The 26,869-nt window shown below is 74.7% G+C and carries 17 protein-coding genes and 1 pseudogene; 5 read left to right on the top strand and 13 right to left on the bottom strand.

Annotation, left to right across the window (positions count from 1 at the left end; all coding sequences use genetic code 11):
- Position 1: 1 nt before the first annotated feature.
- The 7 genes from mraY to mraZ all read right to left on the bottom strand — a co-directional run bounded on the left by mraY (position 2) and on the right by mraZ (position 9,730).
- Complete coding sequence (gene mraY, locus MXD62_RS15415; RefSeq protein WP_248829945.1) at positions 2-1,069, bottom strand: phospho-N-acetylmuramoyl-pentapeptide-transferase; 1,068 nt, start codon at positions 1,067-1,069, stop codon at positions 2-4.
- A gap of 7 nt (positions 1,070-1,076) precedes the next feature.
- Positions 1,077-2,558 carry a UDP-N-acetylmuramoyl-tripeptide--D-alanyl-D-alanine ligase gene (gene murF, locus MXD62_RS15410; RefSeq protein WP_248829944.1) on the bottom strand — a complete coding sequence of 494 codons (1,482 nt, stop codon included), beginning with the start codon at positions 2,556-2,558 and terminating at the stop codon, positions 1,077-1,079.
- Positions 2,555-4,096 (bottom strand): UDP-N-acetylmuramoyl-L-alanyl-D-glutamate--2,6-diaminopimelate ligase, encoded by a 1,542-nt coding sequence (locus tag MXD62_RS15405; protein ID WP_248829943.1) that lies wholly within the window; start codon positions 4,094-4,096, stop codon positions 2,555-2,557. The genes murF and MXD62_RS15405 overlap by 4 nt, the downstream gene beginning before the upstream one ends.
- A gap of 172 nt (positions 4,097-4,268) precedes the next feature.
- A complete protein-coding gene (locus MXD62_RS15400; protein WP_248829942.1) occupies positions 4,269-6,719 on the bottom strand; it encodes a penicillin-binding protein 2 in 2,451 nt (816 codons plus the stop codon).
- Positions 6,716-8,086: a hypothetical protein gene (locus MXD62_RS15395; protein WP_248829941.1), complete on the bottom strand. Its 1,371-nt coding sequence runs from the start codon at positions 8,084-8,086 to the stop codon at positions 6,716-6,718. Before MXD62_RS15395 ends, MXD62_RS15400 begins: the two co-directional genes overlap by 4 nt.
- Positions 8,083-9,066 (bottom strand): 16S rRNA (cytosine(1402)-N(4))-methyltransferase RsmH, encoded by a 984-nt coding sequence (gene rsmH / locus MXD62_RS15390; protein WP_248829940.1) that lies wholly within the window; start codon positions 9,064-9,066, stop codon positions 8,083-8,085. The genes MXD62_RS15395 and rsmH overlap by 4 nt, the downstream gene beginning before the upstream one ends.
- 232 nt (positions 9,067-9,298) lie before the next feature.
- Complete coding sequence (gene mraZ, locus MXD62_RS15385) at positions 9,299-9,730, bottom strand: division/cell wall cluster transcriptional repressor MraZ (protein ID WP_020462581.1); 432 nt, start codon at positions 9,728-9,730, stop codon at positions 9,299-9,301.
- Between the two features lie 538 nt (positions 9,731-10,268).
- Here mraZ and MXD62_RS15380 point away from each other — a divergent pair.
- The 3 genes from MXD62_RS15380 to MXD62_RS15370 are packed head-to-tail and all read left to right on the top strand — an operon-like array spanning position 10,269 to position 15,496.
- Positions 10,269-11,297, top strand: coding sequence for a MoxR family ATPase (locus tag MXD62_RS15380; RefSeq protein ID WP_248829939.1), 1,029 nt, complete (start codon positions 10,269-10,271; stop codon positions 11,295-11,297).
- A gap of 6 nt (positions 11,298-11,303) precedes the next feature.
- Entirely contained in the window at positions 11,304-13,025 is a 1,722-nt protein-coding gene (locus MXD62_RS15375) for a DUF58 domain-containing protein (protein ID WP_248829938.1), read from the top strand.
- The gene (locus tag MXD62_RS15370; RefSeq protein ID WP_248829937.1) at positions 13,019-15,496 is read left to right on the top strand and encodes a transglutaminaseTgpA domain-containing protein; all 2,478 of its coding nucleotides are present in this window, start codon (positions 13,019-13,021) and stop codon (positions 15,494-15,496) included. The genes MXD62_RS15375 and MXD62_RS15370 overlap by 7 nt, the downstream gene beginning before the upstream one ends.
- A gap of 126 nt (positions 15,497-15,622) precedes the next feature.
- On the opposite strand, the gene MXD62_RS15365 is transcribed toward MXD62_RS15370, so the two are convergent.
- The 6 genes and pseudogenes from MXD62_RS15365 to MXD62_RS15340 form a co-directional block, all read right to left on the bottom strand.
- Positions 15,623-16,045, bottom strand: a complete 423-nt coding sequence (locus MXD62_RS15365; RefSeq protein WP_020462585.1) for a DUF3040 domain-containing protein — start codon at positions 16,043-16,045, stop codon at positions 15,623-15,625.
- A 258-nt stretch (positions 16,046-16,303) separates the two neighbouring features.
- The gene (gene dinB / locus MXD62_RS15360; RefSeq protein WP_248829936.1) at positions 16,304-17,548 is read right to left on the bottom strand and encodes a DNA polymerase IV; all 1,245 of its coding nucleotides are present in this window, start codon (positions 17,546-17,548) and stop codon (positions 16,304-16,306) included.
- A gap of 21 nt (positions 17,549-17,569) precedes the next feature.
- The gene (locus MXD62_RS15355; protein WP_248829982.1) at positions 17,570-17,725 is read right to left on the bottom strand and encodes a hypothetical protein; all 156 of its coding nucleotides are present in this window, start codon (positions 17,723-17,725) and stop codon (positions 17,570-17,572) included.
- Between the two features lie 209 nt (positions 17,726-17,934).
- Positions 17,935-19,778 (bottom strand): annotated as a pseudogene (locus tag MXD62_RS15350) (PHP domain-containing protein); the annotation flags it as partial.
- 42 nt (positions 19,779-19,820) lie between these two features.
- The gene (locus MXD62_RS15345; protein WP_248829935.1) at positions 19,821-20,486 is read right to left on the bottom strand and encodes an SAV_6107 family HEPN domain-containing protein; all 666 of its coding nucleotides are present in this window, start codon (positions 20,484-20,486) and stop codon (positions 19,821-19,823) included.
- A gap of 115 nt (positions 20,487-20,601) precedes the next feature.
- The gene (locus tag MXD62_RS15340; protein ID WP_248829934.1) at positions 20,602-21,417 is read right to left on the bottom strand and encodes a hypothetical protein; all 816 of its coding nucleotides are present in this window, start codon (positions 21,415-21,417) and stop codon (positions 20,602-20,604) included.
- Between the two features lie 297 nt (positions 21,418-21,714).
- On the opposite strand from MXD62_RS15340, the gene MXD62_RS15335 reads away from it, so the two are divergent.
- Together MXD62_RS15335 and MXD62_RS15330 are read left to right on the top strand one after the other, a co-directional pair.
- Positions 21,715-25,776: a BTAD domain-containing putative transcriptional regulator gene (locus MXD62_RS15335; RefSeq protein WP_248829933.1), complete on the top strand. Its 4,062-nt coding sequence runs from the start codon at positions 21,715-21,717 to the stop codon at positions 25,774-25,776.
- Position 25,777: 1 nt separating this feature from the next.
- Positions 25,778-26,563 carry a spheroidene monooxygenase gene (locus MXD62_RS15330; protein WP_248829932.1) on the top strand — a complete coding sequence of 262 codons (786 nt, stop codon included), beginning with the start codon at positions 25,778-25,780 and terminating at the stop codon, positions 26,561-26,563.
- Positions 26,564-26,869: the final 306 nt, after the last annotated feature.

The raw sequence follows: 26,869 nt of genomic DNA, 5'->3' as shown, positions 1-26,869 counted from the left end.
GTCAACCGCCCCCGTGGGAAAGGTACTCGGCGTAGAACAGGCCCAGACCGAACGCGACGGCCAGGCCGGAGACGATCCAGAACCGGATGATCACCGTCGTCTCCGGCCATTCGGCGAGTTCGAAGTGATGGTGGATGGGCGCCATGTTGAACACCCGTCTCTTCGTCGCCTTGAAGAACGCCACCTGGATCATGACCGACAGCGTCTCGATGACGAACAGACCCCCCAGCACGAACAGCAGCAGCTCGGTGCGGCTGACGATCGCGATGCTGGCGAACGCCCCGCCGAGCGCGAGCGAGCCGGTGTCCCCCATGAAGATCTTCGCCGGGCTGGCGTTCCACCACAGGAAGCCGAAACAGGCCCCCATCGCGGCGGCGGAGACCAGCGCGACGTCGAGCGGGTCGCGCACGTAGTAGCAGCCCTCGGTCAGCGCCCCGGACTCGCAGACGTTGCCGAACTGCCAGAAGGAGATCACCACGTAGGCGCCGAAGACCATCGCGGACGTGCCGGCGGCCAGGCCGTCCAGGCCGTCGGTGAGGTTCACCGCGTTCGAGGTCGCGGCGATGATGATCCAGGCGAGCAGCGGGAAGCCGATCAGGCCGATCGAGAACCCGGTGTCGCGCACGACCGAGATGAACGTCGAGCCCGGCAGCAGCCCGCTGTCGTTCTTGAACCGGACGGCCAGCAGCCCGAACGCCAGCGCGACCGCGGCCTGGCCGGCGAACTTCGTCCGGGCCGTCAGCCCCAGGCTGCGCTGCTTGCGGATCTTGATGTAGTCGTCCAGGAAGCCGACCAGGCCCAGGCCCGTCATCACCATCAGGACCAGCAGGCCCGAGGCGGTGAAGCCGATGCCGGTGACCAGGTGCGAGACGAAGTACCCGGCGAGGGTGGCGAGGATGATGACGGTGCCGCCCATGGTGGGCGTGCCGCGCTTGGTCAGGTGGCTCGACGGCCCGTCCTCACGGATCTCCTGCCCGTAGCCCTGCCGCCGGAAGAAGCGGATCACCGACGGGGTGCCGAGCAGGGAGATGACCAGCGCGACCAGTGCCGCGAAGAGAACTCCTCTCACGCGAGCGTCACCCGCGCACGCCTGGTTCGCCGGAGTGTCCCACCGTGTTCCACGTGTTCTCGATCCCCTCGATCGCGGCGCCGGCGGCGCCGTCCCGCCGGCCCGCTGGGCCGGCCCCACCATCCGCGGTCAGCTCCGTGGCCACCCGCTCGAGCCCGAACGACCGGCTCGCCTTCACCAGAACCACGTCACCCGGGCGGACCTGCGCGGCCAGCAGCGCGACCGCCTCGTCCACCCCGGGCACCCAGGTCGACTCGCCGGCCCAGGCGCCCTCGTGCTCCGCCGCCTGATGCACCCGGCGCGCCCCGGCGCCGACCGCCACCAGCCGTGACACGCCCAGCCCGGCGGCGAGCCGCCCCAGGGTGTCGTGCGCGGCGTCCGCGTCGGCGCCGAGCTCGCCCATCGGGCCCAGCACCGCCCACGCCCGCCCCGCTCCCCGCATGTCCATCAGCGCGGTCAGGGCCGCGCGCATCGACTCGGGGTTCGCGTTGTAGGAGTCGTTGAGCACGACCACGCCGTCCGGGGTGGTCGTCACCTCCATCCGCCAGCGGCTGCGCGGGCGGGCTTCCTCGAGCGCCGCCGCGGCCTCGGCCGGCGCGAGGCCGAGTGATGTCGCCACCGCCGCGGCGGCCAGCGCGTTGGCCACCTGGTGCGCGCCGACGAGGCCGAGGCGCAGCCGGTGGCGCTCCCCGCCGGCCAGCAGGTCGAACGCGGCCCGGCCGTCGCCGCCCACCTCGACGCGCTCGGCGCGGACGTCCGCCGCCGCGGCGCGGCCGAAGGTGACCACCTGGGCGCCGGCGCGGCCGGCCATCGCCGCCACCAGCGGATCGTCGGCGTTCAGCACGACCAGGCCGGTGGCCGCCTCTGCGAGCTCGCCCTTCGCCGCGGCGATGCCGTTCCGCCCGTCGGCGTACTCCCCCACGTGCGCCGACCCGACGTTGAGCACCAGCCCGACGTGCGGGCGGGCCACCGCGCACAGCGTCGCGATGTGCCCGATGCCGCGGGCGCCCATCTCCAGCACCACGAACGCGGTGTCGGGCTCGGTGCGCAGCAGGGTCAGCGGCAGGCCGATCTCGTTGTTGAACGAGCCCACCGCGGCGACCGTCGGGCCGAGCCGGCCGAGCAGGTCGGCCAGCAGGTCCTTGGTGGTCGTCTTACCGGCCGAGCCGGTCACCCCGACCACGGTCGCCGGGGCGAGGTCGCGCAGGTGCGCGGCCAGCGCGGCCAGCGCCGCCGCCGGGTCGGCGGCGACGACGGTGGGCACGCCCGTCTCCCGGGCGCCGAGGACGGCCACCGCGCCGGCCGCGACCGCGCCGGCGGCGAAGTCGTGCCCGTCCACCCGCTCACCGGGCAGGGCGACGAACAGCGCGCCCGGGCCGACCTGACGGGAGTCGATCACCACCGACGTGACCGGGGCCAACCGGTCCGCGCCGGCGGTGAGCCGGCCACCGGTGGCGGCGGCCACCTCGGCGAGAGTCAGCGCGATCATCGGCTCGCCGCCGCCAGCAGCGCGGAGCGCAGCACCTCGCGGTCGTCGAACGGCGTGACGACACCGGCGACGTCCTGCCCGCTCTCGTGCCCCTTGCCGGCCACGATCACGGCGTCGTCGGGCCCGGCGGCGCCGACCGCGAGCGCGATCGCGCTCGCCCGGTCGGGCTCCACGACGATCTCGCCCGCGCCGGGCGCGCCGCGGGCACCGGCCAGCATCTGCTCGAGGATGCGCGCCGGGTCCTCGGACCGGGGGTTGTCGCTGGTGAACACGGCCAGGTCCGCCAGCCGCGCCGCCGCCGCGCCCATCAGCGGCCGCTTGGCGCGGTCGCGGTCCCCGCCGCAGCCGAGGACGACGACGACCCGCCCGGTGACGATCGGGCGCACCGTGGCCAGCAGCGTCTCGACCGCGTCGGGGGTGTGGGCGAAGTCGACGAGGGCGAGGAACGGCTGGCCGGCGTCGATCCGCTCCATCCGGCCCGGGACCCCCGGCAGCGACGAGATGCCCTCGGCCGCCGCCTCCAGCGGGACACCGACAGCGGCCAGCAGCGCGAGGGCGCCCAGCGCGTTGGCGACGTTGAACCGGCCCGGCAGGGCGAGCGAGAGGTCCGCCTTCGCGCCGTCCGGGCCGAGTGCGCGGAACACGCTGCCGCCCGGCCCGGCGACGACGTCCTCCGGCCACCAGTCGGCCGGGCGCCCGGTCACCGAGTAGGTGCGCGCGTCCGGGCGCAGCGCCGCGAGCCGGCGGCCCCAGTCGTCGTCGACGCAGACCACGGCGGCCGCGCTGCGGGCCGGCTCGAACAGCGCCGCCTTCGCCGCGAAGTAGTCCTCCATCGTCGGGTGGAAGTCGAGATGGTCCTGGCTGAGGTTGGTGAAGGCGGCCCCGGCGAAGCGCAGCGCGTCCACCCGGTGCTGGGCCAGCGCGTGGCTCGACACCTCCATCGACGCCGCCCCGACCCCGCGTTCCACCATCGTCGCGAGCAGCGCCTGCAGGTCGCCGGACTCGGGCGTCGTGCGCACCGAGGGCACCACCGTTCCGGCCACCCGGGTCTGCACCGTGCCGAGCAGGCCCGTGGTGTACCCGGCGGCGCGCAGACCGGCGTCCAGCAGGAAGGCCGTGGTGGTCTTGCCGTTCGTGCCGGTGACCCCGAGCAGGGTCAGCGCGCTCGACGGGTCGCCGTAGATCCAGGCGGCCGTCGGCGCCAGGTCGCGGCGCGGGTCGTCGGTGACGAGCACGGGCACCGCGAGCCGGCCGGCCAGCGCCGCGGCGCCGCCCGGGTCGGTGAGGACGGCGACGGCGCCGGCGGCGACGGCGCCCGCCGCGAAGTCGGCGCCGTGCGCGTGCGCGCCGGGCAGCGCCGCGTAGAGGTCGCCCGGCAGCACCGCGCGCGAGTCGTGGGTGACGCCGGTGACGACGACACCGGCGAGGGCCGCCCCGCCCGACGGACCGGGCGCGACGGTGAGGGATCTGAGGACGTCGGGCAGAGCGGTGAGCGACCGCGGTGACGGCGCTGCCGGACGTAGTGCCGGGGTGGTCACGGGGACGACCTTAGTGGGCGGGCAGGCGGGGGATCCGCACGGGCGCCGTGGACGGCGGTGGTCCACCGGGCTGACGCACAGGTGTCGGGACAGCCTGGGCCAAACCGACGGCGGCTCCCGACCCCCGGCCCCCGGCGTGGACGGGCGCGCGGCGTCCCGCGCTCGCCCGTTCTCAGTGGTCGAGGTCGAGGACCAGCGGTTCGGGTCTCGTCCCCGGCGGCGGCACGCCCAGCGTGGTGAGGGCGAAGCTCATCACCCGCTTGAACACGGGCGCGGCGACCTCGCCGCCGTAGAAGCCCTTGCGCGGGTGGTCGAGCACGACCTCCACGACGACCTGGGGGTCGTCGGCCGGGGCGAAGCCGATGAACGTCGAGACGTAGCCGTCGTAGCCGCCGTTGACCGGGTCGTACCGCTTGGCCGTGCCCGTCTTGCCGGCGACCCGGTACCCGGCGACCTCGGCCGCGGGGGCGGTGCCCTCCGTCGACGCGACGGCCTCGAGCATGCGGGTCAGCGTGGAGGCGGTCTCCGGTGAGATCACCCGGCGCTCGGGAGCCGGCGTGGTGGGCCGCGTGACGCCGTCCGGGCCGGTGATCGCGTCCACCAGCCGCGGCGCGACCCGCATGCCGCCGTTCGCCACGGTCGCGTAGACCGACGCCATCTGCAGGGCCGTGGCCGAGGTGCCCTGGCCGTAGGCGATGGTCGCCGCCTGGCTGCCCGACCAGTCGGCGGCCGGCGGCAGGATGCCGGCGGCCTCACCGGGGAAGTCGACCTCGGTCGTCCGGCCGAGCCCGAACGCGCGCATCATCTGCTCGAGGTTGTCGTTGCCGACCCGTTCGGCGACGAGCACCGTCCCGATGTTGCTGGACCGGGCGAGCACTCCGGCCGCGGTGAGGTGCTCGGTGCCGTGCGGCTCCGAGTCGTTGATCGTCACCCCGCCCCGCTCGATGGACGGCGGCACGGTGACCGGGGTCGTCGTCTCGATCAGGTTCCGGTCGAGCGCCGCGGCCATGGTGATGACCTTGTTGACGCTGCCGGGCTCGAAGGCCTGGCCGGTCGAGCGGTTCCCGATCGCGTCGATGTCCCGGTCGGTGATGTTGTTCGGGTCGAACTGGGGCGCGTCGGCCATCGCGAGCAGGTCACCCGTCTTCGGGTTCATCACGACGATCGTGCCGCCGTCGGCCTCCGAGGTCCGCACCGCCTCGGCGATCTCGCCCTGGGCGTTCCACTGGATGTCCTTGTCGATGGTCAGGCGCATCGTGGAGCCGCTGACCGGGTCCTTCTCCACGCTCTGCGCCGAGGGGATCTCCCGCCCGGACGGGTCGGCCTCGATCTGGCGGCGCCCGTCCGTCCCGCGCAGCACGCTGTCGTAGGCCAACTCCAGGCCACCGGCACCCACGATCGCGTCGTGCTCGCCGAGTTTGGTGAAGCCGACGAAGTTGGCGCCCAGGGTCTGCGCGGGGTACCAGCGCCCCCGCTCGGGGAGGACGCCGATCCCGCGCAGACCCAGCTTGTCGACCTCGTCCCCGACCGCCTGGTCGAGGCGACGGCCCAGGTACACGAACCGCACCTTGGGATCGTTGGAGGTCATCTCCTTGCGCAGCGTGTTCTCGGACTTGCCGAGCAGGGGGGCCAGCTTGCGCGCCGCATCGACGACCTCGACCTCGCTCCTCATCAGGAACGGGTCGGCGTACACGGCCCGGCGCTCGACGTCCTGCGCCAGCGCGTAGCCGTGCCGGTCGGTGATCATGCCGCGGTCGGCGAGCAGGACGGACTTGCGCAGCCGCTGCTGCTCGGCCTGCTCCGCGTAGTTGGACGAGGCGAAGCCCTGCAGCTGCGCGAGCCGGCCGGCGATCACGACCAGAACGGCGATCATCAGCACCACCGACACCCGGACCCGGCGGCGGGGGCTGGCGAGGACGAACGGCCGCGGCGGCCGCGGCGGCGCGCCCCCGAGGCCGCGCCGGATCGAGGTGGCCCGGTTGCGGCCCGCCCCACCGCTCGAGGGATGCGGGCGCCGGACGGGGGGGACCCGCCCGGACGTCGTCCGGCTGGCCGCTCCCCGGGTCGGGTTACGCCGGCCGGCCGCCCCGCGGGCGGCGGTCGTACGGGCGGACGTGGCGCGGGCGGCCTGGTCCCGGCGGAGCTGCTCACGTGGCGTCGCCGAGCCGGCGGCCGCGCTGCGCAGCGGAGACACCCGTGGGGACGACCGACCCGCCCGGGCCGTCGCCGCCCGGCGCTCCCGTCCGGCCGCGGCGGGGCGGGGCCGGGGACGGCGCGCCGCCCGTTCCGTGGCTTCGGCGGCGGGGTCGTCCCAGGTCTGTTCGTCAAGCTCGTCGCGGTCGTCGCGGCGGCGGGCGTCCTGGCGCCGGTCGTCTCGAGGCCGGGCAGAGTCGTAGCCGCGCCGGTCGTCGCCATACCGGTCGTCGCCGCGGGGGGGCGGGGTCACCCGGCCGCGGCCGCCGTCCGGGTCGCGGCCGGAGAACCGGCGCACGGACGGATCGAGCAGGTCGTCACCGTCGTGGCGCGCGGACCGCGCGTCCGGGCTCCCCGGCTGCGGGTTCGTGACGAGACGGAGTCGGTTCCGACCGCGGCCGGAGGACGGACCGCGGGTCGTCTGGCTCACTGACCGGCTCCCGCCTCTCCGTCGGTCCCGGTACGGGCCTGCGTATCGTCGGCGGCTCCGGCCGCCCCGCCGCCGGCCGTGGCCTCGCCGCCAGCCGCGGGCTGGCCGCCGGACTGGGTGGACGCGCCGCCCGTGCCAGGCTGGGTGGCCGCGGAGTCCGTCGCCGCGGCGGCGCCGGCCGGAGCCGCCGACGGGCCCGGGACCACGACGAGCAGCATGCCGCTGCCCGCGTCCCGGGTCAGGACGCGTGCCCCGGGCGGCAGCGGCGCGTTCGCCGGCAGGTACTCGGGAACGCCGCCGGGCACCATCCCGAGCTGGTTCGCACGGGCGGCGAGCTGCCCTGGGTCGGACTGCTCGTCGAGCTTGAGCGCCAGCTGCTGCTCCTGCCGGGTCAGCTCGGCGGACTGCCGCTCGAGCTCGTCGGCGTGGAAGGAGTTCTCCATCAGCGCCGTGTTGAGCAGGAGCAGCGACAGCAGCCCCGCCCCCATCAGCACGAGCAGCAGCACCACGAACGGCCCGCGCGGCGCCGTGGACCGCGCCGGCACCCGCAGCACCGACAGCCCCGGCCGCGCTCCCCGCCGCAGCGGCGAGTCGAGCAGGGGAACCGTGGTCGTGCCGACCGCCATCGCGGACGGCCGACGTCCCGCACCGGACCGGCCCGTTCCCGATCGTCCGGTGGCTGTCCGTCCCGTGCCCGAGCGCGCGCTGCCGGGCCGGGCCGGGACGGTGTGCCCCGCGGTCGTGCGCGCGCCGGTCGTGCGTGTGGCGGTCGTACGCGCGGCGCTGGACGAACGGGCCGCGCTGGACGAGCGGGCGGGCGCTCCGGCGCCTACCGCGCCCACGCCGGCGGCGACCGGCCGGCGACGGGCGCGGCCGGGCACGGCCACCTCGCCGAACGGGTCGGCGCGGCGTCCGGCTTCGTCGGCGTACGCGGGCTCCCCGACGGGCGACCCGCCGTCCGCGAGGTCGCCGGCCGTGGAATCGCCGAACGCGGGCTCGCCGGCCACAGGCTCGCCGAGCGTGTGGTCTCCGGCCGCCGGCTCGCCGGGGACCGTATCGCCGTAATTGACGCCGCCGTATGCGGAGTCGTCATAAACGGGGTCGCCGTAGCCGGACGCGCCGTACGGCGCGTCCTCGTGGGGCGCGTCCGCGTGGGGAGCGCTGTCGTAGGGCGCGTTCTCGTAGGGCGTGTCGTCGTAGCCGGTGCTCTCGAACGCGGCCACGTCGTAGGCGTACGCGGTGCCGTCGTGCGCGGCGCCCGGGTAGGCGGCCACGTCGTGGTCTGTCGCGTGGTACTCGGAGCCGGACGTGTGATGACCCGGACGGGCGCGACCGCTGCGGGGCAGCGGGTTCGCGGGAGCGGTCATCGGACACCTCCGGTCTGGTTGTGCGCGCGGCCCGGTTCGGCCGCCGTGCGTTCCGCCGCGCGCAGCCGGACCGACCCGGCGCGCGCGTTCTGTTCGATCTCGGTGTCGGAGGCCGGCTCCGCGCCGCGGGTCAGCCACCGCAGCGTCGGCCGGGCGTCCGGTGGGATGACCGGCATGTCCGGCGGGACGGAGGGCACCGAGCGCGGCGTCAGTGCCCGCTTCACCAGCCGGTCCTCCAGGGAGTGATAGGAGAGGACGACCAGGCGGCCCGCCACGGCCAGCGCGTCGAAGGCGGCGGGCACCGCGCGCTCGAGCACCTCGAGCTCGGAGTTCACCTCGATGCGCAGCGCCTGGAAGGTGCGCTTGGCCGGGTTGCCGCCGGTGCGGCGCGCCGCCGCGGGGATGGAGTCGCGGACCAGGTCCACCAGCCGCGCGGAGGTGGTGAACGGCGCGGCCTGGCGCTGGGTCACCACCGCCCGGGCGATGCGGCGCGCGAACCGCTCCTCGCCGTACTCCCGCAGCACCCGGGTCAGCGCGTCGACGTCGTAGTTGTTGAGGACGTCGGCCGCGGTGGGGCCGCGCTCCTGGTCCATCCGCATGTCCAGCGGGGCGTCCCGGGAGTAGGCGAAGCCGCGCTCGTCCAGGTCGAGCTGCATGGACGAGACGCCGAGATCGAACAGGACACCGTCCACCGCCGGCACGCCGAGCCGCTCGAGGACGTCCGGCAGCTGGTCGTAGACGGCGTGCTCGAGGTCGACGCGGTCACCCAGGCCGGTGAGGCGGCGCCGGCTGTGCTCGAGGGCGGTGGTGTCCCGGTCGAGACCGATGAGGCGGACCTGCGGGAAGGCCTCGAGCAGCGCGTGCGAGTGACCGCCCAGCCCGACCGTGGCGTCGACGACGACCGCGCCGGGACGGCGCAGCGCGGGGTCGAGCAGTTGGATCACGCGCTCGGTCAGCACCGGCGTGTGCGTGACGTCCACTGCCAACCCCTCGGCCGCTCGTCGGATCTGGTGTCTCGGATATGCGGGCGGGCACGCCGGTGCGCTGGCGGGTACGCCGTCCCCGGCGGCCATCGGGAAGGGAACGGCCGGAGGAGTCGTACACCCAGGTCCCGCCCCGCTCAATCCGCCGGACGCCGGGGAAGTGGTGTCCGGTGGGAGCGGGGGGAGACCTCGACAGACGACCGGATGGTGACGCGACGCCTTCGACGACTCAGATGACTCCGGGCAGAACCTCCTCCGACATCTCGGCGAAGGTCTCCTCCTGGTCGGCGAGGTAGGTGTCCCAACGCTGGGAGTCCCAGATCTCGACCCGGGTGTTGGCGCCGTTGACCACGCACTCGCGAACCAGCCCCGCGTACGCCCGCAGCGGCGGCGGAATGGTGATCCGCCCCTGGCGGTCGGGGACGTCGTCGGAGGCCGACGAGAAGAAGACGCGGCTGTAGTCGCGAAGCGCCTTCGCGGTGACCGGAGCGGTACGGAGGGACTCACTGATGCGGGTGAACTCCGCCAAGGGGAACACGTAGAGACAACGTTCCTGCCCCTTCGTGATCACTAGCCCCCCCTCCAGCTCTTCGCGGAACTTCGCAGGCAGAGTCAGCCGCCCCTTGTCGTCCAGCCGCGGCGTGTGGCTGCCGAGAAACACCGGAGCCTCCCCGCCAGGCCCGGAGAGACGCGCCGTGACCATCAGACGACGACTGGTTCACCAGCCGGCGGCTACCCGCGAGCTCCCCACCCCCACTGCGCGCCACTCTACCCCACTCCCCCCCACCCGACACCCCCAAGACACCCCGCTCCACCCCACCGCTCCCACTCCGGGCTCGGGGGCGGTAAGCGCTCCGTAGGGAGGCTGGTATAAATCGCCGCAAACCAGGTTGATACACGACAGTCAGGCGGCGGAAAAGGGAACAAATGACCCCTCGCCCGGGTGCGGACGACCAGGCCGCAGCCCACGGCCACGACCGCAACGGCGGCCATCACCGACCAGTCCTCCCGGACCCCCCCTTATGGATGTCACACTCGTGGGGGAGTGCTCCGCGTCAGGATGATGTCCGGGCTGTTCCGGGGTTGCTTCCGGGGGCGGCGGTGAGGGCGGCGTCCAGGGCGGCGGCAGTGCCCTCGCGCACGACATCCCCGCACCGGGGGCGACGACCGGGACACGCGATCCGAAGGAGGCCCGCACCGTGGTGACGGAGCCGGGAGTACTGCGCTGGCGCGACCCGGCGGGCGAGATCGATCATCTGTCCGAGGTCGCCGACCGGATCGGCCGCTCGGTGGAGACCGTCATCGACGGCAAGTCGGATGTGGTCCGCACGGCTCTGGTGGTCCTGTTCGCCGAGGGGCACCTCCTCATCGAGGACGTGCCGGGCGTCGGCAAGACCATGCTCGCCAAGGCCCTCGCCCGCTCGATCGACGCGCGGGTGCGGCGGATCCAGTTCACTCCGGACCTGCTCCCCAGCGACGTGACCGGCGTCAGCGTCTACAACCAGGGCACCCGCGACTTCGAGTTCCGGCCGGGGCCGGTGTTCGCGAACATCGTGGTCGGCGACGAGATCAACCGGGCCGAACCCAAGGCCCAGTCGGCCCTCCTGGAATGCATGGAGGAGCAGCAGGTGACCGTGGACGGTGTCACCTACCGCCTCGAGGCCCCGTTCATGGTCGTCGCCACCCAGAACCCGATCGAGATGGACGGCACCCGGGCGCTCCCCGAGGCCCAGCGCGACCGCTTCACCGCCCGGGTCTCGATGGGCTACCCCTCGCCCGGCGCCGAGCTGGCGATGCTCGACAACCACGGCCAGAGCGACCCGCTGGCCAACGTCGTCCCGGTCACCACCGCGGCCGAGGTCGCCAAGCTGGCGAACGCGGTGCGCTCGGTGCACGTCTCCGGCGAGGTCCGCCAGTACATCGTCGACCTGGTCGGGGCCACCCGGCGGCACCCGGAGATCACGTTGGGCGCGTCCCCGCGGGCCACGCTGCACCTGATCCGTACGGCCCGGGCGCATGCCGCGGTCAGCCGGCGCGGCTATGTGCTCCCGGACGACGTCCAGGCGGTCGCCGGCCCGGTGCTGGCGCACCGCCTGCTGCTGCATCCTGAGATCATGCTGTCGGGTGAGCCGACGAACGACATCGCGGCCCGGATCGTGAGCGACCTGATCGCCCGGATCCCGATCGCCCGGCAGGACCCTGCACGTCCCTCGCGACGTGGCCGTTAGAGACACGTGCGCGACTTCCTCGCCGCGGTACGCGGGCTGACGGTCCGCGGCCGCTCGTTCCTCGCCGCGGGCGGGGCGTGCGTGGCCTCGGCAGCGGTCATCGGCGAGCAGGACCTCCTCGCGGTCGGCGCCCTGCTTGCCGCGCTGCCGCTGTTCGCGGCCGGGTTCGTCGCGCGGACCCGCTACCGGCTGGCCTGCACCCGCCGGTTGGAGCCGCCGCGGGTCACCGCGGGCGACACCGTCTCGGTACGGATCCGGCTGGACAACGTCTCCCGACTGCCGTCCTCGGTGCTGCTCGTCGAGGACGCGACCCCCAACCTCGGCCACCGCGCGCGCTTCGTGGTGGACCAGATCGAGCCGGGCGGCTCCCGTGACCTCTCCTACCCGCTGTGCGCCGGGGTCCGTGGCCGGTACCAGGTCGGCCCGCTCACGATCCGACTGACCGACCCGTTCGGCCTGTGCGAGCTGGAGCGCAGCTTCCGGGGGCGGGACGAGCTGATCGTCGCTCCCGCCCTGGAGCGCCTGCCGCTGACGCCGCTGGTCGGTTCGTCCTCGCTCAACAACGAGGTACGCCGCTCGTCGGCACGGGCGGGTGAGGACGATTCCACCACACGTCCGTACCGCTCCGGCGACGATCTGCGCAAGGTGCACTGGAAGACCACGGCCCGACTGGGTGAGCTGATGGTGCGCCGCGACGAGCGGCCGCTGACCGGCGCCGCCACCGTGCTGCTCGACACCCGGCACACGGCCTGGCCCGAGATGGACCGGGACGACCCCTTCTCCTGGGCGGTCGGCGCGGCCGGCTCGATCGCGGTCAACCTCGCCCGCAGCGGCTACGGCGTCCGGCTGATCGCCGACACCGGTGTCGCGGCGACCGGTCCCGGCAACGCCGTCGGCGCGCTGCTCGACGAGCTGGCGATCATCGCGCCTACCCCGTCGGACACCCTCAGCCCGGCGCTGGCCAGTCTGCGCTCGGCTGAGCACTCCGGCATGGTCGTCGTCGTGCTCGGGCGCACCGACCAGGCGACGGCCTCGATGATCGCGGGTGCCCGGCCGCGCAACGCCCCGGCCATCGCGGTGCTGGTGGATCTCGCCGGCTGGGGCGCCTCCCCGGCGGCCGGGGGCGACCTGGAGGTCACCCGGCACACCCTGACCAGGCACGGATGGACCGTCCTGGTCGCGGGTGCCGGGGCCCGCCTCGCCGACACCTGGCCGCAGATCTTCCGTCCGGGCGCGTCGGCCGGGCGCCGGTTCGCCGTCGGGAACGCCGTCGGCGGCATGGCGCGGGTGTCGTACGGGTCCGCGTCGGGCACCGGTCCGGCCGCCCGCGCGTGGTCCGCCCCCCGCGCGGACCACGACGCCTCCGCCCGCCGAGCCGGCGCGGCGCCGAACGGCGGCTCGCTCCACGGCGACTCCCCCAACGGCGACTCCCCCAACGGCAGCTCACCCAACGGCAGCTCACCCAACAGTGGTTCGGCCAACGGCGGTTCGGGCCACGGCGGCTCCCCCAACGGCGGCTCGGGCGGCAGCGGCTCGCGTGGTCGGGACGCCCGCCGCGGCGCGGCGCCCGCCGGGGGCGGGGCGGACCGGGCCCCCGCCGACCCGACGCCACCCCCGCCCGCGACCGCGACCGCGACCGGCCCGCTGTACCGGCCCGGCTCCCCCCACGAGCCCGCGGCCCCCGCCACCACGGGAGGCGGTCCCCCACCGAATGGTCGCGGATGGTGACCCCACGGCCGTTCTCCGCCGCGCTGGGCGGGATGGCCTGCCTACTCGCCAGCGCCGCGCTGGCCCCGCTGTTCGACGGGTTCGGCTGGTGGTTCGGCCCCGTCCTGATCGCGACGGCGGTCGCCGTGAGCACCGCGGTGCTGGGCCGGCTGCTCGGCGCCCTGTTCCGGCTGCCGGCGTCCACCGGCATCTGCCTCAGCCTGATCGGCCTGCTCACCACCCTCACCAGGGTGAGCGCACGGGACACCGCCCTGCTCGGCGTGATCCCGACGCCGTCCACCGTGACAGCGCTGCGCGAGCTGGCGCTGGCCGGCAAGCACGACATCGGCGAGCTCGCGGTGCCGGTGCCGGAACGGCCCGGCCTGGTGGTCCTGGTCTTCGTCGCCGTGTACCTGGTCGTCATGGCGGTCGACCTGATCGTGGTGGTCGTGGACCGGCCCCCGCTGGCCGGCCTGCCGCTGCTCGGCCTGTTCGTCGTGCCGGCCGCCGTCCTGCCGGGCGGGGTCGGCACTCTTCCCTTCGTCCTCGCCTCGGTCGGCTTCGTCGCGCTGATGCTGCTGGACGGCAACCGGATGGTCACCCGGTGGGGCCGCCCGGTCGGTGACCGGCCCCCCCGGGTCATCCGCAACGGCCTGGGATCACTCGGTGCCCGGGTGGCCGTCGGGTCGCTGGTGATCGCGGCGGCGGTGCCACTGCTGGTGCCCTCCCTGGACGGGCACGGAGTGATCGACAACGGCGGCGGCGGGCGCTCGGGCGACGGCCCGAGCTCGGCGAGCGTCGTGCAGCCGATCGTCTCGCTCTCCCAGCAGCTCCACGACGACCGCGAGATCCCGCTCCTGCGCGTCACCACGGACAATCCGCAGTATCTGCGGCTCACCGCCCTGGAGAACTTCGACGGCCAGCGCTTCACCCTGCGGGCCCTGAACGCGACGAAGGAAGCCCGGGTGAGCGAGGGCCTGCCCGGACCGGAGCGGGGCGTCCGCACGATCTCGACCACCGCATCGGTGGCGGTCTCCGGTGAGATGGCCGAGCGTTACCTGCCCGTGCCGGGCATTCCCACCGACTTCGACGGGCTCGCCGGCGACTGGCGCCTCGCCGAACCGACGGGCACCGTCTTCTCCACCCGCACCTCCACCGCCGGGCTGCGCTACACCGTCAGCGCGGCGGTCCCCGACCCCACCGCGCAGCAGATCGCCGCCGCCACCGGCCCGGTGCCCGAGTCGATGAACGTCGTCACTCAGCTGCCGCCGGACGCCGACCCACGGCTGCGGACACTGCTCGCCCAGATCACCACCGGCGCGAGCACCGGCTACGCCCGGGTCCTCGCCATCCAGAACTTCCTGCGCGGCTCGGAGTTCACCTACGACCTCAACGGCGCGCCCACCGTCCAGGACGGCGCGCTCAGCGAGTTCCTCTTCGAGAGCCGGCGCGGGTACTGCGAACAGTTCGCGTCCGCAATGACCGTCCTGGTGCGGATGCTGGGGCTGCCCGCCCGGGTGGCCATCGGTTTCACGCACGGCACCCGCGCCGCCGACGGCACCTGGGTGATCACCAACAAGCAGGCACACGCCTGGCCCGAGGTCTGGTTCCCGACCCTGGGCTGGCTCCCGTTCGAGCCGACCCGCCGCTCGGACGGCGCGACCCCGGCCCCGGACTACGCCCCGTCGACGACCGAGCCGACCACCGGCCCGGACACGGCCGAAGTCCCCCAGGGGAACGGGGAAGTCGCCGTCGAGCCGACACCGAGCGCGGTGCCCGTCCCCGACGACCAGGGCGGGGCGGCCGAGGAGCTGACCGCCGAGGCCGACGACAAGGCCGCGGGCACCCACAAGGACACCTTCCCCCCCTCCTGGCTGCCCTGGGTCGGGCTGGGTCTCGGGATCCTGGTCCTGCTCAGCATCCCGGCCCTGTCCAGGGTGGCGCTGCGGCGCCGCCGGATGGGCTCGGGCGGCCCCGACCGCCAGGACGCCGAGGCAGTCGCGCGCGTGCACGCGGCCTGGGCCGAGTTGGTCGACGTGGCCGCCGACCTCGGCATCCACCTGCGGACGAGCGACTCACCGCGCTCGGGCGCGCAGCGGCTCATCGCCTACCTCGAGGCCGGCCCCGAAGCCGGGTCGGCGGAGGTCGACGCCGCCCGGCAGGCCCTGATCCGGATGGCAATGGCCCAGGAGCGGGCCCGTTACGCCCCCGCCGGGATGGCCGCGCCCGATCCGGGCGTGGACGTCCTGGCCGACCTGGCTCTGGCCCGCCGGGTGCTGTGGTCGGTCGCGCCCCGGGGCCGCCGCGCGATGGCGACGGTGGCCCCGCCGTCGATGATGCAGCGGGCGCGGGAGATCCCGGTGCGCGATGTTCTCGGGCGCATCCGGCACCGGGCCGGCGACCCGCCGGACAACGGTGCCGACGACGGCCAAGAGGCCGGGGTCGGTGCCTCCGCCGGCGGGCGGACACACCCGCCGCAGCCGCCCGCCTGAGATCGCGTCAGCCCGAGCCCGAGCCCGAGCCTGGGCTCGGGCTCGGGCGAAAATTCGTCTGAGCCACCAGGCTGAGATCGGCTCACCACCGGGCTCAGCCTGGCCGGGCTCCGGGAGCGGTCCCGATCAGGGACGGTCCTCCCAGCGGCGGCGCCACCGCTCCTCCACCCGTTCCATGAACGACTGCCGCGCCGGGCGCGACCGGCCGCCGGAACCAGGCCTGGATTTCGACCCGTGCGGGCGACGACCGACGTCGTTGCCCCGGCCGCTGATCCGACGCAGGTCGGCCGCCCCCCGCAGTGCCGCGAAGAGCATCATCAGGAACCCCAGGATCCCCAGGATCACGGTGAGGGGAACCTGGTTGAGGACCACGCCCACGACCAGGACGACGAGACCGAGCGCGAACAGGACCCCGCTGCGCCGCACGCGCCGCAGGAGGTAGGTCCTGGGGTTCGTCGACCGGACCGTGCTCGCGAACTTGGGATCGTCCTCGACGAGAGCGCGCTCGATCTGCTCCAGTAGGCGCTGCTCGTTCTCCGAGAGCGGCATCGACGCTCCTCCCACGACCTTCAGGCCCGCCGGACGGAACCTGACACCCAAGAATAGGCATGTGCGGGGCCGAGGCGGTAGGCAACAGGTCATGCTGTGTCCAAGCCGGTTCGAACCCACTCCGACCAGAGCTATTCGGCGTACTGGGCTCCTGCCCGGGCCAGCGGGGTTCATGCCATGCTCATCGTACGATCATGCCGTTCGGTGATCGTGGCCGCGGTCGTTCCAGGGGCGTTCGAGCCTTCCAGGACACCGGATTCACACTCGGCCGGGCCCCCACTCACGGGGAGGAGCCGGGCGCCGCGGGCGGTCGGGCAGCAGCGACGCGGGCCGGACGGACTCCTCCCCGAACCGCCGGCGGGCGCCGTCGGTGGCCCGGTCGACCTCGGCCCAGCCTGACGGCCGCTCGTCGAACGCCAGTTGGTGGCCCGTCCGCCCGGCGGCGGACAGCCGGGCCACCCGCACCCCGAGCAGGCGCACCAGCGGGCGGGATGTGGCCCTGAGCTCGTCGAACAGCTCGCCCGCGGTGCGGTAGATCACCCAGGTGACGTCGGTCGGCTCGGCGAGGGTACGAGCCCGCGTGACGGTGCTGAAGTCGGCATGCCGGACCTTGATCGAGATGTTGCGGGCGGCCTGGCCCCGGGCCCGCAGGCGGGCCGCGACGCGCCCGCTGAGGCGGAGCAGCTCCCGGGCGAGCCGCTCGGGGTCGGCCAGGTCCACGGGAAAGGTCTCCTCGGCGCCGACGGACACGTCGGCGCCGTCGGGCTCGACGCGGCGGTCGTCCCGCCCGTGCGCGAGCGCGTGCAGGTGGCCGCCCGCGCCCGCTCCGAGGGCGCGCCGCAGCGTGTCGGCGGGCGTGCGCGCGATGTCACCGATCGTGCGTATCCCCAACCGGGTCAGCGACTGCTCCGTCCGCGGCCCGACCCCCCACAGCGCCGCGGTCGGCAGCGGGTGCAGGAAGGCGAGGACCTCGTCGGGGGGCACCACCAGCAGGCCGTCCGGCTTGCACCGGGCTGAGGCGATCTTCGCGACGAACATCGACGGCGCCACCCCCACCGAGCAGGTCAGGCCCTGTTCGGTCGCGATCCGGCCGCGGATGGCCCGCGCGATGTCGACCGGGGTGCCGAACAGCCGCCGCCCGCCGCCCACGTCGAGGAACGCCTCGTCGAGGGAGATCGGCGCGACCAGCGGCGTCACGTTCCGGAAGACGTCCATGATCGCGCGGGAGACCTCGCGGTAGCGGCCGTGATCGGCGGGGACGACGACCGCTGTGGGACACAGCCCGCGGGCCCGCGCCATCGGCATGGCGCTGCGCACCCCGAAGGCCCGCGCCTCGTAGGTCGCGGAGAGCACCACCCCCCGACTTCCCCCGCCGACGATCACCGGTCGGCCACGTAGCTCGGGTGCGTCCCGTACCGCGATGGAGGCGTAGAAGGCGTCCATGTCGACATGCAGGATCCGGCTGCCCACCGGCTCCGGCGCAGGCTCCGGCGGGGACCTCACCGCGGTCCTCCCGTGGTGCCGTCAGCGCGGCAGCAGGAGGCCGATGACCAGACCGACGGCGAGGCTGCCCGCCGAGAGCCCGGCGACCCGCACCAGCCAGGTGTTCCGCCGTCGCGCCAAGGGCCGCCCTGGCACCGCCCGGCTGCCGCGCCGCTCGTCCACACCAGCGACCACCACCGGAAACCACCACCCTCGGTAATCATCGAACTCCAAGATGTAACCGATGGTGACCGAACGTGTGCCTCGACGCAAGGGTGGGCCGCCATCGGAAGTCCCTGGAGCGCCCACTCACCGCCAGCGGCAACGGGCGCAGGCTCTCGGCGACCACGTTCACCACGCCTTGCGCGCTCCCCAGCCGGCCGCGCACGATCAGAGCCGCCGCCCCCGATGAGGTCGAAGGCACCGTGCAGCATCGACAGCACGCCCAGCCCAGCAGGTCGAACTTGACCAGCCCGGCCGCGGCGCAGTCGTCCTTGTCCCACTGCACCACCGTGCGGCCCGGCATCCGGGCCCACTCGACCGGGACCACCTCGGCGACCGGGCGGCCGCAGATGACCATCCCGCCGGAGTGGATCCTTAGGTGACGGGGAAACCCGAGAAGCTGCCCGGCCAGGCCCAGGACCTCGGCGGGGATCTCGGTGGGGGCACCCCGCAGTGCCGCCGGCCGGCCCTCCCCCGCCCCGGAACGGCCGGCGGACGACGGCGAGGGCGGGCTCGGCACGGGCACACCCGTCCCCGCCGGGGACGGCGGCACCCGGGGCGCGGCGGCCGTTCCGGGCGGTGGCGGCGGCCACCGGTCGATCTGGCGTGGCCAGGCGTCCTGCTGGCCGGGCGAGAACCCCAGGGCCCGGGCGACGTCCCGCACCGCGGACCGGGGCCGATAGGTGATCACATTCGCCACCTGCGCGGCTCTGTCCCGGCCATAGCGGCCGTAGATGTACTGGATGACCTCCTCTCGGCGCCCCGACTCGATGTCCAGGTCGATGTCGGGTGGCCCGTCCCACTCGGGGGCGAGAAAACGCTCGAACAGCAGCCCGAAGGACACCGCGTCGACGTTGGTGATGCCCAGCGCGTAGCAGACCGCCGAGTTCGCCGCCGATCCCCGCCCCTGGCAGAGGATGTCGCTGCGCCGGCAGAACTCGACGATGTCGTGAACGATCAGGAAGTAGCCCGGGAAGCCCAGGCGCTCGATCAGCTTCAGCTCGTGGACGAGCTGGTCGTAGGCACCCGCCACCCGTTCGGCCCGGGCCGGGCCGTACCGGCGGGCCGCGCCCTGCATGGTGAGCAGCCGCAGCCAGCTCGCCTCGTCGTGCCCGGCCGGTACGGGGAAGTCCGGCAGGCTCGGCGCGACCAGGTCGAGCCTGAACGCGCACTCCGCGCCGATGCGGGCCGCGGCGCGAACGGCGTCCGGAAAGCGGGCGAACCGGGCCGCCATCTCCGCGCCGGAACGCAGGTGGGCCGTTCGGGCGGGGGGCGGCCAGCCGTCCATCTCGTCGAGGGAGCGGCGCGCCCGCACGGCGGCCATCGTCGCCGCCAGCCGCGCCGACGCCGGGGTGGCGTAGTGGACGTTGCCGGAGGCGACGACCGGCAGCCCGGCGTCCCGCGCAAGCCCGGTGAGGGCGTCGTTGCGGGCCGAGTCCAGCGGGGCGGCGTGATCCCACAGCTCGACCGCGACGTTCTCCCGGCCGAACAGGGCGACCAGCTCGTCCAGGGCGGCGCGGCCGGCGGCCGCGCCCGGGAAGCCCTCGGGAGCCGGCGCCGGCCCGGAGAGGCTGGTGCCTCCGGCGACCGGCTCCTGGGGAACCGCGCCCTCGCGGCACCCGGTGAGCACCTGCCAGTGCCCACCGGCGGCGGCCGCGAACGCCTCCGGCTCCGCGATCAGCACGCCTTTCTCCCCGCTGGCCAGGTGGGCGTCGGAGACCGCCCGGGACAGCCGGCGGTATCCCTCGGCGTCACGGGCGAGGATCACCAGATGGGTCGCGGCCGGGTCGGGCGCCCCGCCGCGCGGGACCGTGGACTTGAACGAGACCTCCGTGCCGAACACGGTGGGCAGCCCGACCTCCACCGCCGCCTCCGCGAACCGGACGATGCCGTACATGCCGTCGTGATCGGTGAGCGCGAGCGCCGACAGGCCCAGCCGGACAGCCTCCGCGACCAGGTCCTCGGGCTGGCTGGCGCCGTCGAGGAAGCTGAAGGCCGAATGGCAGTGCAGCTCCGCGTAGGGGACCACCGGCCCCTCAGCCACGGATGGTCTCAGTCAGGTGCGGCGTGCTCAGCGCCACATCCCCCCCTCAGAGGACGCGGCCTGCGACAACGGGGGCTGGGAGGGCACGCCGAGCGCCGCCTCGACGAGCCCGAGGAAGATCTCCACCTGGCGGACGAGGTCGTCGGCATCCCTGGCCGTCACGACGGCGAGCCCGGCCTCGGCCGCGGCTCGCCGGCCGGCGCCCGCGGCGAAGAACGCCGCCCACTCCTCGAGCTCGGGAGCCACCAGCGCGAGCAGCCGCCACGCGCTCGCCGGGCGGCCCCGATGACCCGGACGGGGCTGCGCGCGGGCGGCGAGAACGGCGGCCGCGGCCCGCAGCGCGGCGAGATGCGCCAGCGCGTAGCGCTCACCCGCCGGGCGGGTGAAGGCCGCCTCGGCCAGCCCGCGCCGGGCCGAGGTGAGGAGCTCGTCCCGGGAGCGCCGCGGCAGCCCCGAGGCGGGAAGCATCGTCCTGCCCGGGACCTGCCCGGGGACCTGCCCCCGCGTGCCGGGACCGGGCTCGCGCGCAGCGCCCGTGGGGCCGGGCGGGCCCGGCCGGCCGGCATCCCGCACGCCGAACCCCTCCAGCCGACCGCCCCCCTCGTACCGACCGGCACCGCCGTGACGGCTCACCGCGCCCTGGTCGCCGGCCACTCCGAACCCGCTGGCAGTGCTCCGCCGAACCGCGCCCACTGGGATCACCTCTCCGGTGCCGACCTGCGCTGACGCCAACCCGCTCCGGCACCGGTCGCCCCGACACCGACATAATCGAACGCATGTTCGAAGATAATCCCGAGCAGGCAGACCGTCAACCTGACGGCGCGGCGCGCCACCCGGACGGGTCAAGATCGGGGTAAGCGGGCGCCGAAGGCACCGGGTCGTCCTCCAGCAGCAGGAGGAACCAGCCGAGCAGCACGAGCACCGTTACCTCGGGCACCCAGCCCCGGCGCGGGTCGGCCACCGTCCCGGCGCCGAAGTCCGGGCGGGCCACCGGCGGGCGATGGCGCGTCAGGTCGGACGGGTCCACCAGAACGATCGCGACCCCGTCGTGCGCGAACCGGACCACGTTGGCGTTCTTCCAGCCGACGAATCCGCGCTCGAAGACGTACCCGGCGGCCCGGCGGCGCGGGCGCAGCCAGCGCAGCGTGGAGCCGTCCGCGAGGTCGACCAGGCCGCCCCGCGGCCGGGGCCGGAACGCGGCGAGCGGCAGCCGCGCCACCGGATCGACCACCCGCACCCCCACGCCGTCGAGGTCCGACTCCAGCCGGAACGGGCGGTCGGCGACCATGAGCTCCACCCCGCCGTCCCGATGCCACCTCTCGAGGACGGCCGCCCGGTCACCGCGCACCCACACCTGGTTGCGGGTGCCCGACACGAAGTCGTAGCCCACCTCCAGCGGCAGCAGGCCGTCCAGCCGCGCGGCGAGGCCGGGCGCCACCCCGCGGCGGCCCGCGCCGGCCCCCTCGGCACCCGCCCGGCCCGCCTCCACCCGGCTCACGTCAGCCCGGTCCACGGCCGCCCGCCGCGCGCCGCCGTCACGGCGGCGGTGATCCGGTGCCTCGTCCGCTCCGCCGCGGGACGCACCCGTCACCGCTCCGATACCCGAGAACTCGAAGATCGACATGATCGACACCCTCCCTCCAGCCACCGCGGGACCCCGAACACCCCCCGCCGAAATGCGCGGCGGCCCGGTATGGCTCTCGACAACGAGTGCACCCCGGACCGATCAACAACCGGTACACACCCGATCACGGCTGCCGTTGACCCGGAGTTGAAAGCGTCGAATCGCACGCGCGACGATTCCGCGGTTGTCCCGGTGTCCGCCACGGGCCGCCGCGGGAAAGGCAGAATCAGAAGGACGAACACCGCCGGCGCGCCGCACCGCACCGCACCGGCGACCGCATTCTCCCGAGAGGACCAGATGCCCGATCCGGACCGGCTCCAGTTCGCCGTCCTGGGGCCGTTGGAGGTCACCGCGGGCGGTGTTCCCGTCGTGCTCGGCGGCACCCAGCGAAAGGTGCTGCTCGCGGCGCTGCTGCTCGAGGCCGGGCAGGTGCTGTCCACCCAGCGCCTGATCGAGGTGATCTGGAGCGAACCAGCCCCGGAAAGGGCACTCGCCACCCTGCGGACACACGTCAGCGAGCTGCGCCGCCGGCTGGAGAGCCCCAGCTCAGCCCAGGTGCTTATCCGCCGGGGAGCCGGTTATCTACTCGACGTAGGGCCGGCGCAGATCGACGCCGAACGCGCCCGGCGGCTGTTGGAGCAGGGCCGGCGCGCCATCGAGGACGGTGACCCGGTCAGCGCCATCGCACCGTTGCAGGAGGCGCAGGCGCTCTGGCGCGGCCAACCTTTGGTCGATCTCGTCGACTATCCCTTCACAACGGGCTACGTCGAAAAACTGACAGAGCTTCACCTTGACATCCAGAAGACGCGAATCTCAGCCGATCTGTCGCTGGGCCGACACCGCGAGGTCATCGGCGATCTGCGGATGCTCGTCACGAGACATCCGCACGACGACGGGCTGCGCCGGGAGCTTGTTCTCGCCTTCTACCGCGACGGCCGCACCGAGGACGCCGCCCGGGCCTGCCGGGAAGGCCTTGAGGCACTCCACGATCTCGGTCTGGAATCCCCGCTGCTGCAACGGCTCCAGGAGGACGTCCTGCGCGCCGATCCGGGCCTGGCCTGGACGCCGCCACGTGCACTGGGCCGGCCGGTGTCGGCGCCGCCCACCGGGCAGGGCGTCTACCAGCTCCCGCCCGACATCGAGGAGTTCACCGGCCGCGACACGATCCGGGGCCAGATCCTGGCCACCCTCACCGACCCGGTGGCGGGCGCGAAGGGGACGGTCGTCGCCGCGATCGCCGGCAAGGCCGGGGCGGGGAAGACCGCGCTCGCGGTGTACGTGGCCCACCGCGTCCGCGCCCAGTTCGCCGACGCCCTGTACGTGGACCTGCGCGGCACCAGCGAACCGCTCGACCCGCACCGCGTGCTGGGCCGCTTCGTCCAGGCGATGGGGGTAAGCCGGGCCGCGGTTCCCTCCGACCCCGACCATCTGGTCGAGGTGTACCGGTCGCTGCTGGTCAACCGCCGGGTGCTGATCCTGCTGGACAACGCGGCGAACGAGGCGCAGATCCGCCCGCTGCTCCCGACCAGCCCCGGCAGCGTGGTCATCGTCACCAGCCGCTCGCGGATGCACGGGCTGACCCCCTCCTACTGGATGGTCGACGTCCTGCACCCCGGCGACGCCGTGGAGCTGCTCTCCAAGGTGGTCGACGAGCGGCGGGTGAGCGCGGAGCCGGAGGCGGCACGCGACATCGTGGGGCTGTGCGGGTACCTGCCGCTCGCCATTCAGATCGCGGGGCGCAAGCTGGCCGCCCACCCACACTGGCGACTGACGCGGCTGGCCTCCCGGCTGGCCAACGAGCGGGACAGGCTGTCCTGGCTGGAGGCGGGCGACCTCGAGGTCCGCGCCAGCTTCGGGCTCAGCTACGAGGGCCGCCCCGCCGACGAGCAGCGGGCGTTCCGCCTGCTGGCGCTGCCCGAGCTGGCCGACTTCGCCCCGTGGGCCGCCGCCGCCGTCCTGGACGTCGGCCTGGACGAGGCCGAGGACGTCGTGGACCGCCTCGTCGACGCCCAGCTGCTCGAACGCCGCGGTGTCGACCGGGCCGGCACCGAGCGGTACCGGTTCCACGACCTGCTCCGGGTCTTCGCCCGGGAGAAGAACGAGGCGTCCGCCAGCGCGGCCCACCCCACCGTCCCCCCGGGCCCGGGCTTCACCCGGACGGCGACCACCGGCGTCCCGCGCGCCGCCCCCACAGGCACGGACACCGGAGCGGCGCCGGCAGCCCAGGTGCCGCGGCTGGCTCCCGAGCACGCGCAGGCCCTCGACCGGCTGCTGTACGCCTATCTGGCGGTGCTGCGCGGCGCGGTCGACGAGTTCGCGCCGGGCACCGCGCGCACCATCGAGCCCGCCGCCCACACCCCCGCCGCGGGCGGCTCCGGTGGACCGGGCCACGCCGTCGACCCGGAGGTGCACGCCGTCGACCCGGACGTGGTCGCCGCGCTCACCGCCCAGCCGCTGCTGTGGTTCGGCGGCGAGCGGGTCAACCTGCTGGCCCTCGTCGACCAGGCGCACCGGCACGGCCTCGACGAACCGACCTGGCTGCTCGCGATCGAGGCCGCCGAGTTCTGCGCCTTCGGCGCGCACTGGTCGGACTGGGAGCGGATCCACACCCTCGCGCTCGCGGCGGCGCGGCGGCGCGGCAACCGGCTGGCCGAGGCGGTCCTGCTGTGCGGCCTGGGTGAACGCGACATCACCCTCGCCTTCGAGCACGCCTTCTGGCGGCTGGACGCGCCCGGTGCCGACAACGACGGGGAGCCGGCGGCCGTCCTCGGTGCCCGCGCCGCCGACCACCTCGACCTCGCGACCGAGCGCCTGGAACGTGCCCGTTCGATCTTCGTCGAGTACGGCGACACGCTCGGCGAGGCCCGCACCCTGCACGGGCTGGCCGACGCCGCGCGCGGGCGCGGGGACGCCGAGGGCGCGGTGGAGCACTTCGAGCAGTGCCTGGCGCTGACCCGCCGCGGCGGCGCGCGGCGCGCGGAGGCCGAGGCGCTGATCTGCCTGGCGATGGCGCACGGCGACCGCGACGAGCTGGGCGAGGGCATCACCTGCCTGTCGATCAGCCTGTCGATCGCGCGCGAGCTGACCAGCCGGTCGCTGGAAGCCCTCGCGCTGCGCCGGCTCGGCGACCTGCACCGGCACCGACCGGAACGCGCACTGGCCCACTACAACGAGAGCCTGCCGCTGCTGAGCGCGCTGCCCGACATCCTGTGGGAGCCGCGGATCCTGGTCCGGCGGGGCGACATCCTGGCGCGCCTCGACGATCATCTCGCCGCGCGCCGGTCCTGGCAGCAGGCGGTCACCCTGCTGCGCCAGCACGGTTCCACCGAGCTCGCCGCGGCCGAGTCGCGGCTGGCCCGCCCGGCGAGCACCGCGCCGACCCAGTTCGCCAGCGGCCGGCTGCTCGGCGACTTCGACCCGGCCTACTTCATCGGACGGGTCGCCACGAGCCGGCGCAGCGTCCGCCTGCTCAACACGTGGACGGACCTGCTGGCCCCGGCGCACGTCGAGGCCTTCGCCGAGGCTCTGCTCACCGCGGTCGACGCGGGGGCGATGGTGCAGATCCTGCTCCTGGACCCCGACTCCCCGCCCGCGGCCGGCCGGGCCGAGGACCTGCTGCACAGCATCGACGTCCCGAATGTGATCAGGGCGAACCTGCGCGTGCTCGACACCGTGCGGGCGCGGCTGGTCCCCGCGCTGCGGCCCCGGCTCTCCGTGCGGATCTATGGCGACCAGCCACTGACGACCTACCACCGGTGGGACAGCGGGGCCCTGATCTCGACCTTCCCGTTCGGGCACTCGTCGGCCGCCACGACCCAGCACGAGGCGGCGATCTCCTCGACCCTCGTCCAGTTCGTCGAGCAGCACTTCGAGAAGATCTGGCATCCCGACCGCAGTGTCAGCCTCGACGACTATCTCCGGGTCCCGCTGCGCATCCTGCGCACCGACGGCCCCGGCCGGGACGCCCGCACGATTCAGGCGAGGTACGCGCGGCTGGGCGACACGGTCTACCTGGCCGACGAGGAGCTGACCCGGCTCGTCCACGACGGCGGCGCCGACGGCCTCGTCACCGAGATCGGCGGCACCGGCCGCCACCCGCTCACCGAGCTGCACCGGTGCCGGGTCGTGCCGGCCTGGGAGGGGCGTGACGGCGCCGCGGACGCCTTCGCGAAGAAGTACGGCCCGCAGACCACGGCCCCCGCGCCGGACGGCCCGCCGCTGCGGCTCGCGCCGATGCGCCCCCCGCCGCCCGCGCCCACTCCGCCCACCGCCGGCCCGCCCGCCGCCGGGCCGACGGCTCCTGGCCCGGCGGGCCCTGGGCCGAGGGGCCCGCTGCCGTCGCCCCGATCGGTGCCGTGACGTGCTCGTCACCGTCGACTTCTGGCACGTCCCGCGCCGGCGGGCGGGGCACGCCGCCGCGCGCATGGCGCTCGACCGGCCCACGCTGCGGCGGACGTCCGGGCTGGCGTTCGGCAAGCTGCTGGGCACCGGCTCGAGCCACCGGTTCACCCCGCTCGACGCCGACCCGCTGCGGTGGGCGCTGCTGGCGGTGTGGGACACACCCTCGGCGGCCCGGGGCTTCGAGCGCTCCAGGACAATCCGGTCGTGGGCCGGCATCGCGGACGAGCGCTGGCGGGTGGAGCTGCGCCCGGTGGCCTCCCGGGGGCGGTGGTCGGGCCGTGCGCCGTTCGGGGGCCGTCCCGGTGGCCCGGCGAGCCACCGCCGCCCCGACGGCGAGCACCATGGAAGACACAGCGAGGAACACGGCGGGGGGCCGGTGGCGGCTGTCACCCGGGCCCGGCTCGCGCCGCGGCAGGCCGTGGCGTTCTGGCGGGCCGTCCCGCCGGTCGCGGCGGAGCTGCGCGGCGCCGGCGGGCTGCTGTTCGCCGCGGGCATCGGCGAGGCGCCGATCGGCCTGCAGGGCACCTTCAGCCTGTGGCGGGACGTCACGGCGCTGCGCGCGTTCGCCTACCAGGGGCCGGCGCACGCCGCGGCGGTGCGGCGGACCCCCTCGGCGGGCTGGTACGCCGAGGAGCTGTTCGCCCGTTTTGTCGTGCTCGGCTCACGCGGGACGATCGGGGGTGTGAACCCGCTCGACATCCCGCCGTCCGCCGGGAAGGCCGATCATCCTTTGACAACCCGTTGAAGATCCTGCGCGAATGTGGGTCCCGCCGAGGCCCGGGCCGACTCCCGCGGACGCGCACGCGGACGCGGACCGGACTGACGCCGGCAGGGCGGCCGGCGGCGGGACGGCCGACGACGGGACGGTCGGCGCCCGGCGCGCCCGGTGCCCCTGGGCGCCCACCGCCCCGTGCCTCCACCACCCCATGTCCCAGCATCCCGTGCCCCGGCGTTCCCCGCTCTGTTCCCGCTCCGTCCCCCCACTGTCCGTTTCCCGCTCCGTTCCCGCCGACCACGCACCGCCTCCGACCACGACGGTCGCGGCCGGCCG

Origin of the sequence: Frankia sp. Mgl5 (assembly GCF_023242985.1) — a bacterium.
Taxonomy (GTDB): Bacteria; Actinomycetota; Actinomycetes; order Frankiales; family Frankiaceae; genus Parafrankia; species Parafrankia soli.
Note: the sequence above shows the minus strand (reverse complement) of the source record. Positions and strands in the feature narration are given on the sequence as shown.

Excerpts from the sequence above, each read along its gene's own strand:
- MXD62_RS15395 (WP_248829941.1), bottom strand. The coding sequence starts at position 8,086 with ATGACCGCTCCCGCGAACCCGCTGCCCCGCAGCGGTCGCGCCCGTCCG.
- MXD62_RS15340 (WP_248829934.1), bottom strand. The coding sequence starts at position 21,417 with ATGTCGATCTTCGAGTTCTCGGGTATCGGAGCGGTGACGGGTGCGTCC.
- MXD62_RS15370 (WP_248829937.1), top strand. The coding sequence starts at position 13,019 with ATGGTGACCCCACGGCCGTTCTCCGCCGCGCTGGGCGGGATGGCCTGC.
- MXD62_RS15365 (WP_020462585.1), bottom strand. The coding sequence starts at position 16,045 with ATGCCGCTCTCGGAGAACGAGCAGCGCCTACTGGAGCAGATCGAGCGC.
- murF (WP_248829944.1), bottom strand. The coding sequence starts at position 2,558 with ATGATCGCGCTGACTCTCGCCGAGGTGGCCGCCGCCACCGGTGGCCGG.
- MXD62_RS15335 (WP_248829933.1), top strand. The coding sequence starts at position 21,715 with ATGCCCGATCCGGACCGGCTCCAGTTCGCCGTCCTGGGGCCGTTGGAG.